This window comes from Paracoccus sp. SSK6, from assembly GCF_039770665.1.
Lineage (GTDB): Bacteria > Pseudomonadota > Alphaproteobacteria > Rhodobacterales > Rhodobacteraceae > Paracoccus.
Map to the genome: position 1 here is coordinate 68,593 of NZ_JBDPNJ010000001.1, position 17,265 is coordinate 85,857.

Below are 17,265 nucleotides of genomic sequence, written 5' to 3' on the forward strand. Positions count from 1 at the left end.
TGGCCTTTCACAGGAAATCGTCGCGGCGGGGGGTGAAGCTGTCGATCAGCTCGCCCCCCTCCAGGCAGGTGCAGCCATGCTCGGCGCCCGAGGGGATGACAAAGGCGTCGCCCGGCCCGACCTCGAAGTCGCGGCCGTCCATGGTGAAGCGGTAGCGGCCCGACTGCACATAGGTCGATTGCACATGGGGGTGGCTGTGCAGCGCCCCCTGGTCGCCCGCCTGGAAGGCGAAGCGGACGACCATCAGTTCGGGGGAATGGGCCAGCACGGTGCGGATCGGGTCGCTCACTTGAACACCCCCGGCAGCCACAGCGACAGGGCGGGTACATAGGTCACCAGCAGCAGCACGATCAGGCCCGCCGCATAGAAGGGCCAGACGCTGCGCATCGCTTCCCAGATGGAAATCCGCGCCACGGCGGCGGCGACGAACTGGACTGGGCCAAGCGGCGGCGTGTTCAGCCCGATCCCCAGGTTCAGGATCATGATGACGCCGAAATGCACCGGATCGACGCCGAAGGCCGCCACGACCGGCAAAAAGATCGGCGTGGTGATGATGATCAGGGGCGACATGTCCATGAAGGTGCCCAGGACCAGCAGCACGATGTTGATCATCAGAAGGATCACGAAGGGATTGTCCGACACAGACTGCATCCAGTTCAGCGATATCTGCGCCACATGCAGATAGGCCATCAGCCAGCCGAAGGCGCCCGCCATGCCGATGATCAGCAGGACCATCGCGGTCGTGCGCACCGCCTGCTGGGTGGCGTGGACGAAGTCCGACCACGACATGCTGCGATACACCAGCATCGTCACCAGCAGCGCGTAAATGACCGCGATGCACGAGCTTTCGGTGGCCGTGAAGATGCCCGACCGCACCCCGCCGAAGATGATCGCGATCAGCAGCATGCCGGGGATGGATTGCAGCAGGAAGTAACCCACGCGGGCGAAGCCGGGGAAGGGCTCGGTCGGATAGCCGCGCTTGCGGGCGACCAGATAGGCGGTGACCGACAGCGCCAGCGCCAGCAGCAACCCCGGAATGATCCCGGCGGTGAACAGGTCGGCGATGGAGATCCGCCCCCCGCCCGAGATCGAATAGATGATCATGTTGTGGCTGGGCGGCAGAAGCAGCGCGATCAGCGCCGCCATCGAGGTCACGTTGACCGCGTAGTCCGCGCCGTAGCCGCGTTCCTTCATCTGCGGGATCATGATGCCGCCGACCGCCGCGGCCTCGGCCACGGCAGAACCGGAAATGCCGCCGAACAGCGTGGAAGCCGCGATGTTGACCTGTCCCAGCCCGCCCCGGACATGGCCGATCAGCGAGCCTGCAAAGGCCACGATCCGCGCCGCGATGCCGCCGCGCACCATCAGGTCGCCCGCGAAGATGAAGAAGGGGATCGCCATCAGCGTGAAGACGGAAATCCCCGCCGACAGGCGCTGGAACACCACCAGGGGCGGCAGGCCCAGGTATCCGACCGTGGCAAGGCTGGAGATGCCAAGGCAGAAGGCGATCGGCGTGCCGATCAGCATCAGGACGGTGAAGACACCGAAGAGGATCAGGTATTCCATGTCAGGCCTCGGTCATCAGGATGTCTTCGGCCTCGGGCTGCGCCTCGACCGTGCGGCCCGACAGGCGGTTCAGCAGGTGCTCCAGCACGAACAGCGTCATCAGCACGCCCCCCGCGAACAGCGGCATGTAGCCGAAGCCGCCGGGCAGCCGGATCACCGGCAGCGAGGATTCCCAGGTCTTCGCCATCAGCTGCCAGCCATAGACCGCCATGCCGATGCTGAAGGCCAAGACGGCCAGGTCGGACAGCGCCTTCAGCCATGTCCCGGCGCTGTCGGGCAGGAAGAACAGCAGCACGTCGAAGCCCATGTGGAAGCTTTCATGGACGCCCACGGCCGAACCCAGGAAGATGAACCAGCTCATCAGCAGGATCGCCACCGGCTCGACCCACAGAAGGCTGTCGTTCATGACATAGCGCATGAAGACCTGCGCGAAGACGATGACCGTCATCGCCACAAGACCGAACCCCGCCAGCCACAGGCTGATCCGGGAAAGCCAGGAATTGAGGCGTGACAAAAGGGCGATGCTGCCGTGCATGGCGTCACCTTTCGATTGCGTGAAAGGAAGGCCCGCGGTCCATCGACCGCGGGCCCCGGCATCACTTGGTTTCCTGGATGCGCTTGACCAGATCCTGCGCCTCGGGCGTGGTCACGTATTTTTCATAGACCGGGGCCATCGCCTCGATGAAGGCGGTCTTGTCGATGTCGCGCACGACCTCGGCACCCGCGGCCACGACCTTTTCCTCGCTGGCCTTTTCCTGCTCGGCCCAGAGCCTGCGCTGCAAGGTGGCCGAGTTCTTCGCGGCCGTGCGCATGATCTCCTGATCCTCGGGCGACAGCTTCTCCCAGGCGGTTTTCGACACCGCGACCAGTTCGGGGACCATCAGGTGCTGGTCCAGCGTGAAATACTTGGCGACCTCGGCATGGCCCGAGCTGTCATAGGAGGGGAAGTTGTTTTCCGCCCCGTCGATCACGCCCGTCTGGATGGACGAATACACCTCGCCATAGGGCATGGGCGTGGCATTGGCGCCAAGGGCCGACATCATGTCCACAAAGACATCGTTCTGCATGACGCGGAACTTCATGCCCTTCAGATCCTCGACGGTCTTGATCGGCTTCTGCGAGTTGTAGAAGTTGCGCGCGCCCCCGTCGTAATAGGCCAGCGCGATCAGGTCCTTTTCGGCGAAGCCCTTGGCGATCTCCTCGCCGATGGGGCCGTCCATGACCGCGTGCTGGTGTTCGGGCGAGGTGAAGAGATAGGGCAGCGACAGGGTCTGCGTCACGGGTACGATGTCGTTGAACGATCCGAAGGAGGCGCGGACCATGTCGATGACGCCGAACTGGGTCTGCTCGATCGTGTCCTTTTCCTCGCCCAACTGGGACGACGGGAAGACCTCGATGCAGATGCGGCCTTGGGTCTTTTCCTTGACCTCGGCGGCCATGGCCTTGACGCCCTCGACGGTCGGATAGCCGTCGGGATGGGTGTCGGACGACCGCAGGGTCGTTTCGCATTCTGCGCTTGCGGCACCGGCAAGCGCGGCCATGGCAAGCAGGGCGGCAAGGGTGGTGTTGACGAACTTCATGGTTTTCCTCCCGTTGGTGAAGCTCAGAGATTGTAGGCCTTCTTGGCGAGGCCGTAGGTCAGTTGCTGCGCAAGGCCGGGCGCCTCGTCTTCCGTAAGGCGTCCGGTCGCGACAAGGGTGGCGAGATAGGCGCAATCCACGCGGCGCGCGACATCATGGCGCGCGGGGATCGAGCAGAAGGCGCGGGTGTCGTCGTTGAAGCCCACGGTGTTCCAGAAACCGGCGGTTTCCGTCGCCATCTGCCGGAAGCGCATCATCCCTTCCGGGCTGTCATGGAACCACCAGGGCGGGCCAAGGCGCAGGCAGGGATAGGCCCCGGCCAGGGGCGCCAGTTCGCGCGAATAGCTGGTCTCGTCCAGGGTGAACAGGATCACGGTCAGGTCCGGGCGCATCCCCACCGCGTTCAGAAGCGGGCGCAGGGCGGCCACGTAATCCGTGCGGCCGGGAATGTCGAAGCCCTTGTCGCGGCCATGGGCGGCCATCACCGGGTCGGAATGGTTGCGCCGCGAACCGGGATGGATCTGCATGACCAGCCTGTCCTCAAGGCTCATCCGCGCCATCTCGGTCAGCATGTGCCCGCGGAAGGCGTCGGCTTCATCCGGGCTGCACTGGCCTCGCAGGGCCTTCTGGAACAGCGCGGCAGCCTCGGCCTGCGGCAGATCCTCGGTCCGCGCGGTGGCATGGCCGTGGTCGCTGGAGGTCGCGCCGTGGTCCTTGAAGAAGGCCCGCCGCGCCCGATGCGCGTCCAGATAGCCGTCCCATGTGGCGGTGTCGAAGCCGGTCTGTTCGCCCAGCAGCGCCACGTTGTCGGCAAATCCCGCCATCTCGGGGTCCACCACGCCGTCGGGGCGATAGGCGGTGACGACGCGGCCATCCCAGCCCGACTCGCGGATCATCCGGTGCCAGCGCAGGTCGTCGGTCGCGGCCTCGGTGGTGGCGATGACCTCGATGTTGAAGCGCTTGAACAGCGCGCGGGGCCGGAACTCGGGGCGGGCCAGGCAGTCGGCGATGTGATCGTAATACCAGTCCGCCGTTTCTGCCATCAGGCGGCGGTCGATGCCGAAGACATTCTGAAAACTGTGGTCCAGCCACAGGCGTGAGGGGGTGCCCGCGAACAGGTGGTAATGGCGGGCGAACAGCCGCCAGATGGCGCGCCCGTCCGTTTCGGTCGGCCCGCCATCGACACGCGGCACGCCCAGATCGGTCAGCGCCACGCCCTGCGACACCAGCATCCGAAAGACGTAATGGTCGGGCGTCACGAACAGCTGCGCGGGATCGGGAAAGGGCTGATCCTCGGCGAACCAGCGGGGATCGGTATGGCCATGCGGGCTGACGATCGGCAGGTCGCGGATGCCCGCGTAAAGATCCCGCGCCAGGTCGCGGGCGCGTCCTTCCAGCGGGAACAGCCGATCCTCGTCCAGCAAGCCCATCCTCTCTCCTCCGTCGAGTCGTGCTTGTTTTCTGTTGGGTATACTAATATGCTAGTTTTCAAGAATGGTCAATCCTGTCGAGAGAGGCCGACATGCTGCCTGCAGCCGAACTGCCCCTTCTGGAGGAAACCCGCGTCCGGACGGTCACCGACCAGGTTTTCGACCTGCTCTATGACCGTGTGGTGAACCTGACCCTGCCGCCCGGCACCAGGCTGTCCGAAGCCGAGGTGGCGGCCCAGATGGGCGTGTCCCGCCAGCCGGTGCGCGACGCCTTTTACCGCCTGTCGCAACTGGGCTTCATCCAGATCCGCCCACAGCGCGCGACCATGGTGACGCCCATTTCCGAGGAGGCGGTGCTGCAGGCCTATTTCATCCGCTCCGCGCTGGAGGAATCCTGCATGCGCGTCGCGGCAGAGCGCCTGACCCCCGATCAGCTTGACGCCCTGGCGCTGCTGCTTGACCGGCAGGCCCGCAAGGTCGAGGAACGGGACAGCGCGGGCTTTCATGTCTTGGACGACCAGTTCCACCACGACATCTGCGCCTATGCCGGGCTGGGCTTCGTCTGGACGCTGATCAAGGACAACAAGGGCCACATGGACCGCGCGCGATACCTGAGCCTGTCTTATGGCGCGGACACCGCCTTTGCGGAACATGGCCTGATCCTCGATGCCCTGCGCCGCCAGGACGGCGACGGCGCCGTTGCCGCCATCCGCCAGCACCTGAGCCGGATCGAGGGCATCATCGCCCGCCTGCGCATCGACCGGCCCCAGGTCTTCGGGTGATCTTTACAGGGTGGGTGTTCCGGTGATGGCCGACTCCGGCGCCCCCGTTCCCCCTGCGTCCCGCCTGCATGCACGAGGCCGGGGGCGCGGGCCGGCGCGTCTTCGCGCTGTATCAGGCGCTGCGTCATCCGGGACCGCCGTTCTGGATTCTGCGCAGCCCCTGCCTGGTCTTGGCTGATCCGCAGGAGCCGTTCTCCCTGACCGCAGGCTGCCGGTTGCAGCTTGCGGTCGAGGCGGGGCGGACCAAGCCGTCAGAGACCCGATGGCATTGCCGCCCGATTCGGTCGCCTCGCGGGCAGGTCCTGCACGCATGGCGGCTTTTGCGGAACAAGCGCGGGATCCCCAAGGCCTGGGCGCTGGACTGGACGGCAGGGGGACAGGATGCCGCCATTCGGTCCGAGGCAGCCGTTGCTTTCTGACCGGGGATGCCTTCCTGGGCGAACCCGTTGCCGGTCCTACGGGATGTTGAAGGGCTGCTGGAAGGGATAGGCCGCGTTTGTCAGGCTGGGCGGGGCCGCCGGGCAGCGGGCGCGGCCCATCGCGCGCAAGATCTCCCTGTCCATACGCGCATTGCCGGTCGAACCGGCCAGGGACGCCGACTGGACCCGTCCGTTGCGCGCGATGACCAGGTTGACCGCCCCCCGCGCCCCGCGCGCGCCCGACACCCGCGATGCCGCGCGCAGCAGGCAGACGCCCACCTGCTGATTCCAGGACGCCTCGTCGCGGGCGCGCTGTTGCGGGCTGGCCCCGGTTCTGCCGGTGGCGCCCTGTTCCCCCTGTTCCGCCCGGCGCGCGCGCTGCTGGGGTGCGGGCTGTTCCTGGCGGCGGGGTTCGGCCTGCCGCTGCGGCTCGGGCCTGGGGCGTTCGCGGCGCGGTTCGGGTTCGCGCCGGAGTTCGGGTTCCGGCTCGCGCTCGGGGCGGCGCTGCGGGCGGGCGGATGCGTTCAGCACCACCTCGGGCGGGGTTTCCAGTTCCGGCGGTGCGGACGGGAACAGGTCCGCCATGTCCTCCAGCGGTTCCAGTTCCGGCAAGGGCGGCAGGTCCAGCGGCTCGACAATCTCTTTGGGCTCAGGCTCGGGTTCCGGCTCCGGTTCGGGCTCCACAGGTTCGCTGGCCTCCTCGACCGGCTCCTCGGCCGGGGTGGCCGCTTCCTCGGCCGGCACCTCGGCGGGGGCTAGGTCCACGAAGACCGGCTCGGGCAGGCCCGGCGGGGCGGCGGCCTCGGCCCGCTGCATGATCCACAGCGCGCCGCCCAGATGCAGCGCCAGCACCACGGCTGACGCACCCCCCCACAGCGCGCCTTCGCGGATCATGCGGGCGGCGCGCCCGCTCATCGTGCGGGTTCCGCCGGTGCGGGCGCGGCGGGCGCGCCCGCCGCAGCCGATTCAAGCCCCACAAGCGCGATCTTCAGATAGCCGGTGTCGCGCAGCATGTTCATCACCCCCATCAGGTCGCCATAGGCGACCTCGCGGTCGGCGCGCAGGAAGATGCGCTGCTCCCGGTCGCCCTCGGTCGCCTCGGCCAGGGCGGCGGCAAGGCCGCCCGGCGCGATGTCGGTGTTGTCCAGCGCCAGCGTCAGGTCGGGCTTTACGGTCACATAGACCGGCTGGTCGGGACGCTGGGCAGGCGTGGCGTTCGACACCGGCAGGTCCACGTTCACATCGACCGTGGCAAGGGGAGCGGCGACCATGAAGATGATCAGCAGCACCAGCATCACGTCGATGAAGGGAGTGACGTTGATCTCGTGGTTTTCCTGAAGATCGTCGCCGCTGTCGCGGATCCCGCCTGCCATGGCCTATTCCCCCGCTGCGGCGGCGCCGAGGCCGCGAAAGTCCAGGTCGCGGCTGACCAGTTGGCGCACGCCCGCCGCCGCATTGGCAAGCCGCAGGCGATAGCCGGTGATGCCGCGCGCGAAGACGTTGTAGATCACCACGGCGGGAATGGCCGCGACCAAGCCGATGGCGGTGGCCAGCAGCGCCTCGGCGATGCCGGGGGCCACGACTGCCAGGTTGGTGGTCTGCGATTCGGAAATGCCGATGAAGCTGTTCATGATCCCCCAGACGGTGCCGAACAGCCCGACAAAGGGCGCGGTGGACCCGATGGTGGCCAGGATGCCGGTGCCCCGGCCCATGCGGCGGCCCGCCACGGCCTCGATCCGCTCAAGCTGCGACTCCACGCGCTCCTTGACGCCGTTATCGCCCGCCACGTCCAGGGCGGGCTGGGACCGGCGGTATTCCTCGGCCGCCTGACGGATCATGCGCGACACCGCGTCGCGGCGCCCGTTGCTGGCGGCGACGGCTGCGGACAGGCTGTCCGCGCGCTGGATGCGGCGGATGCCGCCCTGGGCGGCGGCACTTGCGCCCCACAGTTCCACCGCCTTCACGACCAGAACCGTCCAGGTGATGACGGATGCGAAGGCCAGCCCGATCATCACCGCCTTGACCACGATGTCGGCGGCCCAGAACATGCCCATGGGCGACAGGTCATGCGGCAGGTTCGGGTCGCGTGCGGGCGGCGTCAGGATCGGCGCCAGCGCGTCCTGCATGGATTGCGGCAGGAACTCGGCGACAGGTGCCGGGGCGGTTTCCGGGCTTGCCGGAACGGGCACGGGCGCCCAGGCTGCGGGTGCAGGTGCCGTATCAGGGGGCGTTGCGGCAGGGGAGGCAGCCGGTGCGGGCGCCGTTGCTGGAGCGGAAGCTGCGGGGGCGGTCGGCGCTGCCGTTGCCGGTGCCTCGGCCGCCGATGGTGCAGGCGCAGGCGTTGCAGGAACCGCCGGGGCGGGTTGCTGCGCCTGGACCGGGGCCTGGTTTTGCGGAGCCGCCGCGTCCGGTGCGGTTTCCTGCGCCTGGGCCATGGGGGCCAGCAGGCAGGCCAGCGTGACGGCGACAGTCGCATACAAGCGCGGCAGCGGCGGGTTGGTCATGGCGTTCCTTGCTTCGTGATCCGCGTTGCGTGGGCGGTCCGGCGAAAGGCGCTGCCGCCCGGCCCCGCAAGTTTGCGCCGGGTATCGAACGGCCATGTAAAATTGTCAACTATTCAGATGCCCCTTGCCGGGCTTTCAGGCGCTCCAATAGGCGGCCAGATGGGTGCGGGCCTTGCCGATGCCAGGATCGTCGATGATCGCGGCCCTCAGGATCGCCAACCGCGATCGTTCGGTGGCAAGCCAGATTCGCCCGGCCTTTGTCCCCTCGCGGCGCAGGCGACAGGCCAAGGCAGCCTCTCCGCCGGGGGCGTGGAGGATGCGGATGCCGGGATGATCGGGCAGGGGGTAATCCGCCCGCGCGCCGAACAGGTGGCATTCGCCGGTGGTGCCGGGCGCGGCGGCTTCCAGCGACCGGGCCAGGGCGGGATAGGCGGTCTCGTCCCCGCCGATCAGCAGGGCCGCGCCTTGCGCCAGACCGCCGCCTCCGGGCCGGTCAGGCCGACTGGCGTGCCGGGCGCGGCGCTGATGGCGAAATCGCAGGCCCGCCCGCCGTCGTGGATGAAGATATCGGTCTCCAGCCAGCCAGCCGCCGGGTCGATATGGCGCACCGTATAGGCGGGGCGGTGCAGGGCCGCCGCGCCCTGGGCCAGAAGGTCTGGCCGTCGCCGCCGATCACCGGCCAGACGGGTTCCGTCACGCCGGGCGTTTGCAGGACCAGGCGGAAATGGATCAGGTCGCGGGCGAAGCGCGCCAGGTCGCCCCCCTCCAGGCGCAGGCGCAGGAAATCGGCGCTGATCCGCGTCACGCCTGCCACGCGGGCCAGGCTGAAATTCGGCGGATGGGCCCCCGGCCGGTCCAATGACGACCATGCGATCCGCTGGCCGGGCAGGTGTTCCTCCAGGTGAAAGGTCACGGCTTCCAGCAGTTCGTGCAGTCGGTCGCGGGCATGGGCGCGGACGTAAAGGATGCTGCCCGTCGGCCCTTTCCTGGCGCCGAACTCGTCCCGCCCGGCAGCTTGCACCAGGTGGACCGGCCATGGCCGTCATGCAGGGCCAGCCCCTGTTCGGCGGCCTCGGCCCGAATCAGGGCGTCGATGGCCGCGAAGGGCAGGTCGGGCAGGCTGGCCTCGGTCTGGTAGGGGGCGGGGCTCGTGGCGCATGGCATGTCTCCGGGCGGGCCTCCGAGAGTTTTTGTAGGTCACGACCGCCCTTGCCGCAAAGGCCCGCCTGCGCCACAACCGCCCCATGACCCGACCCCCCGCCATCATCCTTGCCGGAGGCCGCGCGACCCGCATGGGCGGGGGCGACAAATGCCTGCTGGATCTGGACGGGTGCCCGATGCTGGCGCGCATTGTCGAACGGCTGGTCCCGCAATGCGGCTCCTTGGCGCTGAATGCAAACGGCGATCCCGCGCGTTTCGCGGATTTTGGTCTGCCCGTGCTGCCGGACAGCCTGCCCGATCAACCGGGGCCGCTGGCGGGAATCCTGGCCGGGATGGACTGGGCGGCTTCGCTGGGTGCAAGCGCAGTTGTCAGCGTGGCGGGCGACACGCCGTTCTTTCCCGAGAACCTGGTTTCGCGCCTGAGGGGCGGGAAGGGCATCGTCCTGGCGGCCAGCCGCAATCCCGGCGGAGAGGTAACCGACCATCCGACCTTCGGGCTGTGGTCTGTCGCCTTGCGGGACGACCTGCGCGCCTTCCTGGCCGGTGGCCAGCGGCGGGTGCGTGGCTTTGCCACGGCCCATGGCGCGACCACGGTCGTCTGGGATGCCGGAGCCATCGATCCCTTCTTCAACATCAACACGCCCGAGGATCTGGAACGGGCGCGTGGTCTTGCCCGCTAGGAACGCCGCGCAGGGCGCCGCGTTAGCCTAAGTCTTCAACATTGCAGCCACCATGCACCGCCTTCTACCTGTCCTTGTCTTTCTGGCGGCCCTTGCCTTTGCCGTCTCGCCCCTGCTGTCGAATGGGTTTGGCGGCTATCGGCCCGACCAGTTCCCGATCCCGCAGGCAGATCCGCCGATCCAGCCCGCAGGCTGGGCCTTTTCGATCTGGGGGCTGATCTTCGCCTGGCTGGTTGCGGGATCAGGCTTCGGCGCCTGGAAGCGAGCCGGTGATCCCGACTGGCAGCCGATGCGGCCCGCGCTGCTGGTCAGCCTGGCCCTTGGCGCCTTCTGGATCGAGACGGCGCACCATACCCCCATCGGCGCCACGGTGCTGATCGTGGCGATGCTGGTGCCCGCCGTCACGGCCTTCCTGCGCGCGGGGCGGCACGATCCGGTCTGGCAGCTGCGGCCCGTGGCGCTTTATGCGGGCTGGCTGACGGCGGCGACGGGGGCGTCCTTCGGGATGGTGCTGGGGGGCCATGGCATCCTGTCCGAACAGGCGGCGGCGATCCTGTGCCTGCTGGCGGTAACGGCCGTTGCCCTGCTGGTCCACAGCCGCAGGCCCGCCGAATGGGCCTATCCGGCGGGGGTGATCTGGGCCCTTGCGGGCATCTTCGCGGCGAACCTGCCGCCCGCGAATCCGGCGGTGCTGGCCTTGTCGGCCCTGGCCGCGCTGTTGCTGGCCTATCGCGGGGCCTCGTCCCGCCGGGCAAACCCGCGATAGGCGGCAAGCGCCCGCTGGCGTCCCGGGTCCAGATCGACCAGCGGCGCCGGGCGAACCCACGGATCGCGGCCCAGGATCGGGCAGCGGCACGGGCAAAGTCCCACGCCCCTTCGCCCTTCAGCCAATGGCCGGGATAGCGGCTTTCGGGATCGAGCCTGCCTGCCTTATTGCATTGCTGGCCGCCTCCCAATCGGACAGGCGCGCGCGAACCAGTCAAGCCCGACGCGCCAGTCGATCAGCAGGTGCTTGACCAGGAAGCTGGCGGCGATCATCCGCACGCGGTTGTGCATCCGCCCCGTCGCAAACATTTTCCCGTGCGGCCCTGCCGCCAGGCCTCGGCGTTCGCCCAGCCATGGAAAATGGGTCCATTCCCTGCGCCAGTAGGCCCGGCCCATGCCGGGCGCGATGTGGAACAGATCGCGCGAGAACTCTCTCCAGGCCAGTTCGCGCAGGAAATCCTCGACCCTGCCGCGCCCGTGATCCTGCGCGGCCAGGCCGCGGTGCCGGATGGGGCGGGCGCTGATCTTGCCCACGGCAAGGGCGTCGGACAGGCCCGATGTCGCATCGCTCTCGGCCGGGCGGTCGCGGCGGGCGGAATAGCCTGCGGTGATGCGGCCCAGGAAGGCGTCCAGCCGGTCATGGGCGGCGGCTTCGCTCGCATGGACATGGGCCGCGCCCAGGTTCCAACCCCGGTTCATCGCCGCCCGCGACTTGAGCCAGTCCAGACCATTGCCGACAGGCCAGCGGTCCGGCGGTGACAGGTTGGAGGTGGGCAAGGGCGCGGCGATGTCAGACTGGCGCAGGGCGTGCCAGAAGGAGGTGAAGCTCTTGAAGGGCGTACAGGTCTTGGTCAGCACGCTGCCGCGCGCCACCAGATCTGCCAGCGGAAGCAGGGGCAGGATGGCGCCCGCGGCGCGTACCGCGTCGGCCATTCCGTCGTCGCGGGCAAGGGCAGCCCTTCGGAGGCATGGACCGCCACGGCGCCGCTGTCGCGGATCACCTGGGCCAGCACCGTGGCGGCAACCGGGGCGGGGCGGTCGCCCAACCGCAGCACGCGACAAAACCAGCAGATGACGGTCCATGCACCGCGTTCGTTCGGGGCCCGATCAAGGCCAGCCGCAGGACAGGTTTCAAGTCCCCGGCATTGTCTGGCGCGATGCGGATGATATAGCTGGAATCCCTGCCTGAAAGCTGCCCTCTTGTCCAATCCCGTCACCCCGCCCGGTTTTGTCTCGCTCGTCTCGGCAGGGCCGGGCGATCCCGAACTGCTGACGCTGAAGGCCGCGAAACGCCTGGCGGGGGCCGAGGTGGTGCTTTACGATGACCTTGCATCCGGCCCCGTGCTGGATCACGCCAATCCGCAGGCCGAACTGATCGCGGTGGGCAAGCGCGCGGGCCGCCCCTCGGCCCGGCAGGAGCATGTGAACGCGCTCTTGGTCGAACATGCCCTGGCGGGACGCCGCGTGGTGCGGCTGAAATCGGGCGATGCGGGCTTCTTCGGGCGGCTGGAGGAGGAACTGGCGGCCCTGACTGCCGCCGGCATCGCATGGGAGATCGTGCCGGGCGTCACATCCGCCAGCGCGGCGGCGGCGGCGGCGGGGATCCCGCTGACCCGGCGCCTGACCGCGCGGCGCGTGCAGTTCATCACCGGTGCCGACGTGACGGGGCGGCTGCCGGGCGACATCCATTGGGCGGCCATCGCCGATCCGGCGGTCACGACGGTCGTCTTCATGGGCCAGCGCAGCTTTCCCGAACTGGCCGCCGGGCTGCGCGCCCATGGCCTGCCGGGCGACACGCCCGCGCTGTTCGCCGAATCCGTGGGCCATCCCCATCAGCGGCTGGTCCGCACCACGGTGGATGGCCTGGCCCGGATGATGCAGACGGCCGCCGTGACCCAGCCCGGCCTGATCATCTATGGCCCGCTGGCCTTCGATATCTAAAGATTTCGTTAAATTCCAGATAGAAGCGGGCTGTTCGGACAGCCTGTCTTAAGGTTTTGTCAAGCCATCGGCCCCCCGGCCCTTGCAGCTGAAACGCGCATCCAACGGACATGATGATCTCTTACCGGCATGTGGTCACCTATGGGGCCACTGACAGCAGATGGTTGTCCAATGTCGCCGATCTTGCCATGGCGCAGGTCGGGGGAAACTGGCTGCTGTTCGCGGTCAACGCCACGGGCGGGATCACCAACTATCGCATCACCGATCCCGATGCGCCGCTGGCAAGGGTGCAGGCGCGCGCCTTTCCGGCGAACCTGTCCTATCACGCCCGCCCGTCTCTGACCGTGCTGGACATGCCCGCCGGAAACCGGCTGCTGGTCGAAGGCGTCTCGGGCGCGGGCGTGGCGGGGCTGTCCGTCGGCGCCACGGGCGGGCTTGGCGGCATCGCGCAACTGTTCCCGGCCGAACGCCTCGGCGCCCGCCTCTCCGCCAGCGGCGAGATGGTCACCGATGCGGGCCGCTTCCTGTTTTCCGCCCGCCAGGACAGCCTGACGCTGGAGATCAATCGCATCAACGGCGACGGCAGCTTGATCGCCGTTTCCTCGGTGACGCTGCCCAAACCCGCAGGCGTGGCCGAGGCCTCGCTGGACAAGATCATCGCCATGACCGTGGACGGCCAGCGGCTGCTGGTCGCCATATCGGGCCTGGGCAACTTCGTCTCGACCCAGGCGATCGGGGCGGACGGGAAGCTGGGCAAGGGCATGATGCATGTCGCGGGCGAGGGAACGGGATACTATGTCCCCTCGGACATCGCCGGGGTCCAGTTCGGCGGGCACAGCTTCGTGGTGGTGGCGGGGGCGACCTCGTCGTCGCTGTCGGTGTTCCGCCTGGACAGGTCCGGGACGCTGACGACGACCGACCATGTCGTGGACGAACTGACGACGCGCTTCCAGTCGGTGACGGCCTTGGCGGCGGCGGTGGTCGATGGCCGCGGCTTCGTGATCGCGGGCGGCGTCGATGGCGGCATCAGCATCTTCACGCTGCTGCCCGACGGCAGGCTGCTGCACCTGCAGAACATCGTCGATACCGGGGCCATGACCCTGGCCAGGATCAGCGCGATCGAGGCGCAGGTGATCGGCGGCAGGATCGTGCTGTTCGTGACCTCGGCCGGTGAGGCCGGAGTGACGCAGCTTGTGGTCGATCCCGGCGCGGTTGGCACGACCGGGATGGCGGGCAAGGGGGCGGTCGTCGGGACGGCGCGCGACGATCTGCTGGTCGCGACCGCCGCCACGACCGCCCTGCAAGGCGGGGCGGGCGGCGACATCCTGGTCAGCGGCAAGGGCAGCATCACCCTGACGGGCGGCGCGGGCGCCGATATCTTTGCCATCGTCCGGTACGACGGCCGCGCGGTCATCGCCGATTACGAACCGGGCGTGGACCGGCTGGACCTGTCCATGCTGGGCATGATCCGCAGCACATGGCAACTGAACTTCGCGCCGCAATCCTGGGGGATGCGGATCTCCTATGGCAACTCGATCCTGGAGATCCGCACCCGGTCGGGCAAATCCCTGCTGCCCACCGATTTCGGCAACGCCATGTTCCCCATCGGCCATTACTGGCTGCCGGAACTGGACCCGGTGAAGGTCGAAACCCCGCCCGTCACCGTCGGGCAATGGATTTTCGGCAGCGACGCCGCCGACCGGCTGCTGGGCGGCGGCGGTCCCGACAGCATCGAGGGCCGGGCGGGCAATGACACGATCTCGGCCGGGTCCGGCGACGATGCCGTCGATGGCGGCGACGGCAATGACACGATCCGCGGGGGCGACGGCGCCGACCGCATCAGGGGCGGGAACGGCAACGATACCCTGTGGGGCGATTCGGGCAGCGATGCCATCGAGGGGCAGGGCGGCCACGATCTTCTTTACGGCGGCACCGGCAACGACACGCTTCGTGGTGGCGCGAGCAACGACCGGCTTTATGGCGGCGACGGGGCGGATCGCCTTTACGGCGATACCGGCAACGACACCCTCTCGGGGGAAAATGACAACGACTATCTGGAAGACCTGTCCGGCGACAACGTGCTGATCGGCGGGGCGGGCAACGACACCCTGGTCGCGGGTATCGGCAACGATACGCTGTCCGGCGGATCGGGCGATGACATGCTGCAGGGGGGATCGGGAGATGACCTGCTGGAAGGTCATTCGGGCAACGACACCCTGAACGGGCGCGCGGGCAATGACCGGCTGGAAGACCTGTTGGGCTATAACGTCCTTTCCGGCGAGCAGGGCGACGACACGCTGGTATCGGGCACCGGGCGGGACGTGCTGCGTGGCGGCAGCGGCCGCGATTCCCTGCGGTCGGGGGATGGCAATGATCGCCTGTACGGGGATTCGGATGACGATCGTCTGTACGCGGACGCGGGCGAGGATTATTTGCACGGCGGCTCGGGCAATGACCGGCTTTACGGCGGCGCGGGCAAGGATACGGTGTATGGCTCGACCGGCAACGACACGTCGCGGGGCGAGGATGGCGACGACCTGCTGCACGACCCTTACGGCGACAACCTTCTGTATGGCGATGCCGGGAACGACATCCTGCGCGGGGGATCAGGGCTGGACTGGCTGCTCGGCGGATCGGGCGACGACAGGCTGTATGGCGGCTTTGGCAAGGACAAGCTGTACGGAGATGCGGGCAACGATCGCCTGTATGGGGAAGGCCACGACGATTTCCTGTACGACATCCTGGGCAACAACTATCTGAGCGGAGGATCCGGCAACGACAGGCTGATCAGCGGTGCGGGGCGAGACACGCTGGACGGCGGGTCGGGCAACGATACCCTGATGGGCGAGGGGGGGCGCGACTATCTTCGCGACCTGTCGGGCAATAACCTGATGCGCGGAGGAAGCGACAACGACACCTTGACCGCCGGTCTGGGCAGCGACCGCCTGTGGGGGGATGCGGGGAACGACATCATCTATGCCGGGGCGGGGCGCGATCTGGCCTATGGCGGTTCGGGGAACGACTGGATGTACGGCCAGTCCGGCAATGACACTCTCTGGGGCGATGCGGGCAATGACACCCTGCGCGGCGGGGCGGGCGCGGATGTTCTGGCCGGAGGATTTGGGGCGGACGTGTTCCTGTTCATGTCCGTGACGGAAAGCCGGGGGTCCGAGATCGACGTGATCCGGGATTTCGCGGCGGGTCAGGATCATCTGGACCTGCGCGCGCTGAAGCTGCGCTTCATCGACGATGATCCGTTCAACGCCGCCCGCCAGTTGCGCTGGCAGCATGTCGGGTCCGAGACGCGGGTGACGGCCGATCTGAATGGCGACCGGAAGGCCGATTTCATGGTCCGGCTGCTGGGCCGCATTGCCCTGGATGCGGACGATTTCCTGCTGTGACGGCCTGCGCCAGACGCCCCGCCGCCCATTGCGCCGCATCGGCCACTGCCGGGTCGGCATCGCCCGTCAATCTCTGCGCAACCGTCATCAGTTCCGCCCTGTCTGAATTGCCGATGGCATAGAGCACGTTGCGTACGAAGCGGTCGCGCCCGATGCGCTTGATCGGGCTGCCTGAAAACCGTTCCCGAAAGCCTGCGTCGTCCAGCATGGCAAGCTCCGCCAAGGGCGGCGCACCGACGATGCCGCGATAGCGCATCTCGGATCCGGCCTGGGCGAACTTGTTCCAGGGACAGGCGGCCAGGCAGTCGTCGCAGCCATAGATGCGGTTGCCCATCAGCGGGCGCAGGTCGGGATCGACCGGGCCCTTGTGCTCGATCGTCAGATAGGAAATGCAGCGCCGCGCATCCAGCTGATAGGGCGCGGGAAAGGCGTTCGTCGGGCAGGCGTCCAGGCAGGCCCGGCAGGATCCGCAATGGGACCGCTCGGGCGCGTCCGGGGGCAGGGGGATGGTCGTGAAGATCGAGCCCAGGAAGAACCAGCTTCCCAGATCCCGCGACAACAGGTTGGTGTGCTTGCCTTGCCAGCCCATGCCCGCCGCCTGTGCCAAGGGCTTTTCCATGACAGGGGCGGTATCGACGAAGACCTTGATCTCCTCGCCCGGCACCTGCTCCAGCAGCCAGCGGCCAAGGCGCTTCAGCCGCTTCTTGACCAGGTCGTGGTAATCGCGCCCCTGGGCATAGACGCTGATCGCCGCGCGGTCCGGCTGGTCCAGCACCGCCAGCGGATCATGGTCGGGCGTGTAAAGCTCGGCCAAGATGATCACCGACTTCGCCTGCGGCCACAGCGCCGCCGGATCGCCGCGCCAATGGGTGCGTTCGGCCATCCATTTCATCTGCCCGTGCCGCCCGGCTTCCAGAAACTGCTGCAGGCGTTCGGCCACCTGCGGCACCGCATCCGGCGTCGTGACCCGCATCCGCGAAAAGCCGACCGCCTCGGCTTTGGCTGCAAGGGCAGCCTTTATCTTCTGTGCGGAAAT

General features: G+C 68.0%; 19 protein-coding genes. 6 read left to right on the forward strand and 13 right to left on the reverse strand.

Going from position 1 to position 17,265, the window contains the following annotated elements; all coding sequences use genetic code 11:
- Positions 1-7: 7 nt before the first annotated feature.
- From AAIL68_RS00310 to uxaC, 5 genes are all read right to left on the reverse strand, one after another.
- Positions 8-244, reverse strand: coding sequence for a cupin domain-containing protein (locus tag AAIL68_RS00310; protein WP_347137769.1), 237 nt, complete (start codon positions 242-244; stop codon positions 8-10).
- A 41-nt stretch (positions 245-285) separates the two neighbouring features.
- Entirely contained in the window at positions 286-1,566 is a 1,281-nt protein-coding gene (locus AAIL68_RS00315) for a TRAP transporter large permease (protein WP_347137494.1), read from the reverse strand.
- 1 nt (position 1,567) lies between these two features.
- Positions 1,568-2,101 carry a TRAP transporter small permease gene (locus AAIL68_RS00320; protein WP_347137495.1) on the reverse strand — a complete coding sequence of 178 codons (534 nt, stop codon included), beginning with the start codon at positions 2,099-2,101 and terminating at the stop codon, positions 1,568-1,570.
- A 61-nt stretch (positions 2,102-2,162) separates the two neighbouring features.
- Positions 2,163-3,146, reverse strand: coding sequence for a TRAP transporter substrate-binding protein (locus AAIL68_RS00325; RefSeq protein ID WP_347137496.1), 984 nt, complete (start codon positions 3,144-3,146; stop codon positions 2,163-2,165).
- Between the two features lie 23 nt (positions 3,147-3,169).
- Positions 3,170-4,576, reverse strand: a complete 1,407-nt coding sequence (gene uxaC / locus AAIL68_RS00330; protein WP_347137497.1) for a glucuronate isomerase — start codon at positions 4,574-4,576, stop codon at positions 3,170-3,172.
- Positions 4,577-4,668: 92 nt separating this feature from the next.
- Here uxaC and AAIL68_RS00335 point away from each other — a divergent pair, with 92 nt between their 5' ends.
- Entirely contained in the window at positions 4,669-5,358 is a 690-nt protein-coding gene (locus tag AAIL68_RS00335; RefSeq protein ID WP_347137498.1) for a GntR family transcriptional regulator, read from the forward strand.
- A 68-nt stretch (positions 5,359-5,426) separates the two neighbouring features.
- A complete protein-coding gene (locus AAIL68_RS00340) occupies positions 5,427-5,777 on the forward strand; it encodes a hypothetical protein (RefSeq protein WP_347137499.1) in 351 nt (116 codons plus the stop codon).
- Positions 5,778-5,813: 36 nt separating this feature from the next.
- Here the strand turns inward: AAIL68_RS00340 and AAIL68_RS00345 are convergent, their stop codons facing one another.
- The 6 genes from AAIL68_RS00345 to AAIL68_RS00370 all read right to left on the reverse strand — a co-directional run bounded on the left by AAIL68_RS00345 (position 5,814) and on the right by AAIL68_RS00370 (position 9,445).
- Positions 5,814-6,692: a TonB family protein gene (locus AAIL68_RS00345; protein WP_347137500.1), complete on the reverse strand. Its 879-nt coding sequence runs from the start codon at positions 6,690-6,692 to the stop codon at positions 5,814-5,816.
- Positions 6,689-7,150: a TonB system transport protein ExbD gene (gene exbD, locus AAIL68_RS00350; protein ID WP_347137501.1), complete on the reverse strand. Its 462-nt coding sequence runs from the start codon at positions 7,148-7,150 to the stop codon at positions 6,689-6,691. Before exbD ends, AAIL68_RS00345 begins: the two co-directional genes overlap by 4 nt.
- A gap of 3 nt (positions 7,151-7,153) precedes the next feature.
- Positions 7,154-8,281, reverse strand: coding sequence for a tonB-system energizer ExbB (gene exbB, locus AAIL68_RS00355; protein WP_347137502.1), 1,128 nt, complete (start codon positions 8,279-8,281; stop codon positions 7,154-7,156).
- Positions 8,282-8,416: 135 nt separating this feature from the next.
- On the reverse strand, positions 8,417-8,821 hold the full coding sequence (locus tag AAIL68_RS00360; protein WP_347137770.1) for an SIP domain-containing protein: 405 nt from the start codon (positions 8,819-8,821) through the stop codon (positions 8,417-8,419).
- Positions 8,731-9,150, reverse strand: a complete 420-nt coding sequence (locus AAIL68_RS00365; RefSeq protein WP_347137503.1) for a siderophore-interacting protein — start codon at positions 9,148-9,150, stop codon at positions 8,731-8,733. Before AAIL68_RS00365 ends, AAIL68_RS00360 begins: the two co-directional genes overlap by 91 nt.
- Before the next feature lie 40 nt (positions 9,151-9,190).
- Positions 9,191-9,445: a hypothetical protein gene (locus tag AAIL68_RS00370; RefSeq protein WP_347137504.1), complete on the reverse strand. Its 255-nt coding sequence runs from the start codon at positions 9,443-9,445 to the stop codon at positions 9,191-9,193.
- A gap of 80 nt (positions 9,446-9,525) precedes the next feature.
- Between AAIL68_RS00370 and mobA the strand changes: the two genes are divergently transcribed.
- Positions 9,526-10,122: a molybdenum cofactor guanylyltransferase MobA gene (mobA, locus tag AAIL68_RS00375; RefSeq protein ID WP_347137505.1), complete on the forward strand. Its 597-nt coding sequence runs from the start codon at positions 9,526-9,528 to the stop codon at positions 10,120-10,122.
- Positions 10,123-10,174: 52 nt separating this feature from the next.
- Positions 10,175-10,888, forward strand: coding sequence for a hypothetical protein (locus AAIL68_RS00380; RefSeq protein WP_347137506.1), 714 nt, complete (start codon positions 10,175-10,177; stop codon positions 10,886-10,888).
- Between the two features lie 164 nt (positions 10,889-11,052).
- Here AAIL68_RS00380 and AAIL68_RS00385 read toward each other — a convergent pair whose 3' ends face one another.
- Positions 11,053-11,820, reverse strand: a complete 768-nt coding sequence (locus tag AAIL68_RS00385) for an FAD-binding domain-containing protein (protein ID WP_347137507.1) — start codon at positions 11,818-11,820, stop codon at positions 11,053-11,055.
- A gap of 267 nt (positions 11,821-12,087) precedes the next feature.
- On the opposite strand from AAIL68_RS00385, the gene cobA reads away from it, so the two are divergent.
- Positions 12,088-12,828 (forward strand): uroporphyrinogen-III C-methyltransferase, encoded by a 741-nt coding sequence (cobA, locus tag AAIL68_RS00390; protein ID WP_347137508.1) that lies wholly within the window; start codon positions 12,088-12,090, stop codon positions 12,826-12,828.
- 110 nt (positions 12,829-12,938) lie between these two features.
- Positions 12,939-16,229, forward strand: coding sequence for a M10 family metallopeptidase C-terminal domain-containing protein (locus AAIL68_RS00395; protein WP_347137509.1), 3,291 nt, complete (start codon positions 12,939-12,941; stop codon positions 16,227-16,229).
- Here the strand turns inward: AAIL68_RS00395 and queG are convergent.
- Positions 16,174-17,265: a tRNA epoxyqueuosine(34) reductase QueG gene (queG, locus tag AAIL68_RS00400; RefSeq protein WP_347137771.1), complete on the reverse strand. Its 1,092-nt coding sequence runs from the start codon at positions 17,263-17,265 to the stop codon at positions 16,174-16,176. The genes AAIL68_RS00395 and queG overlap by 56 nt on opposite strands.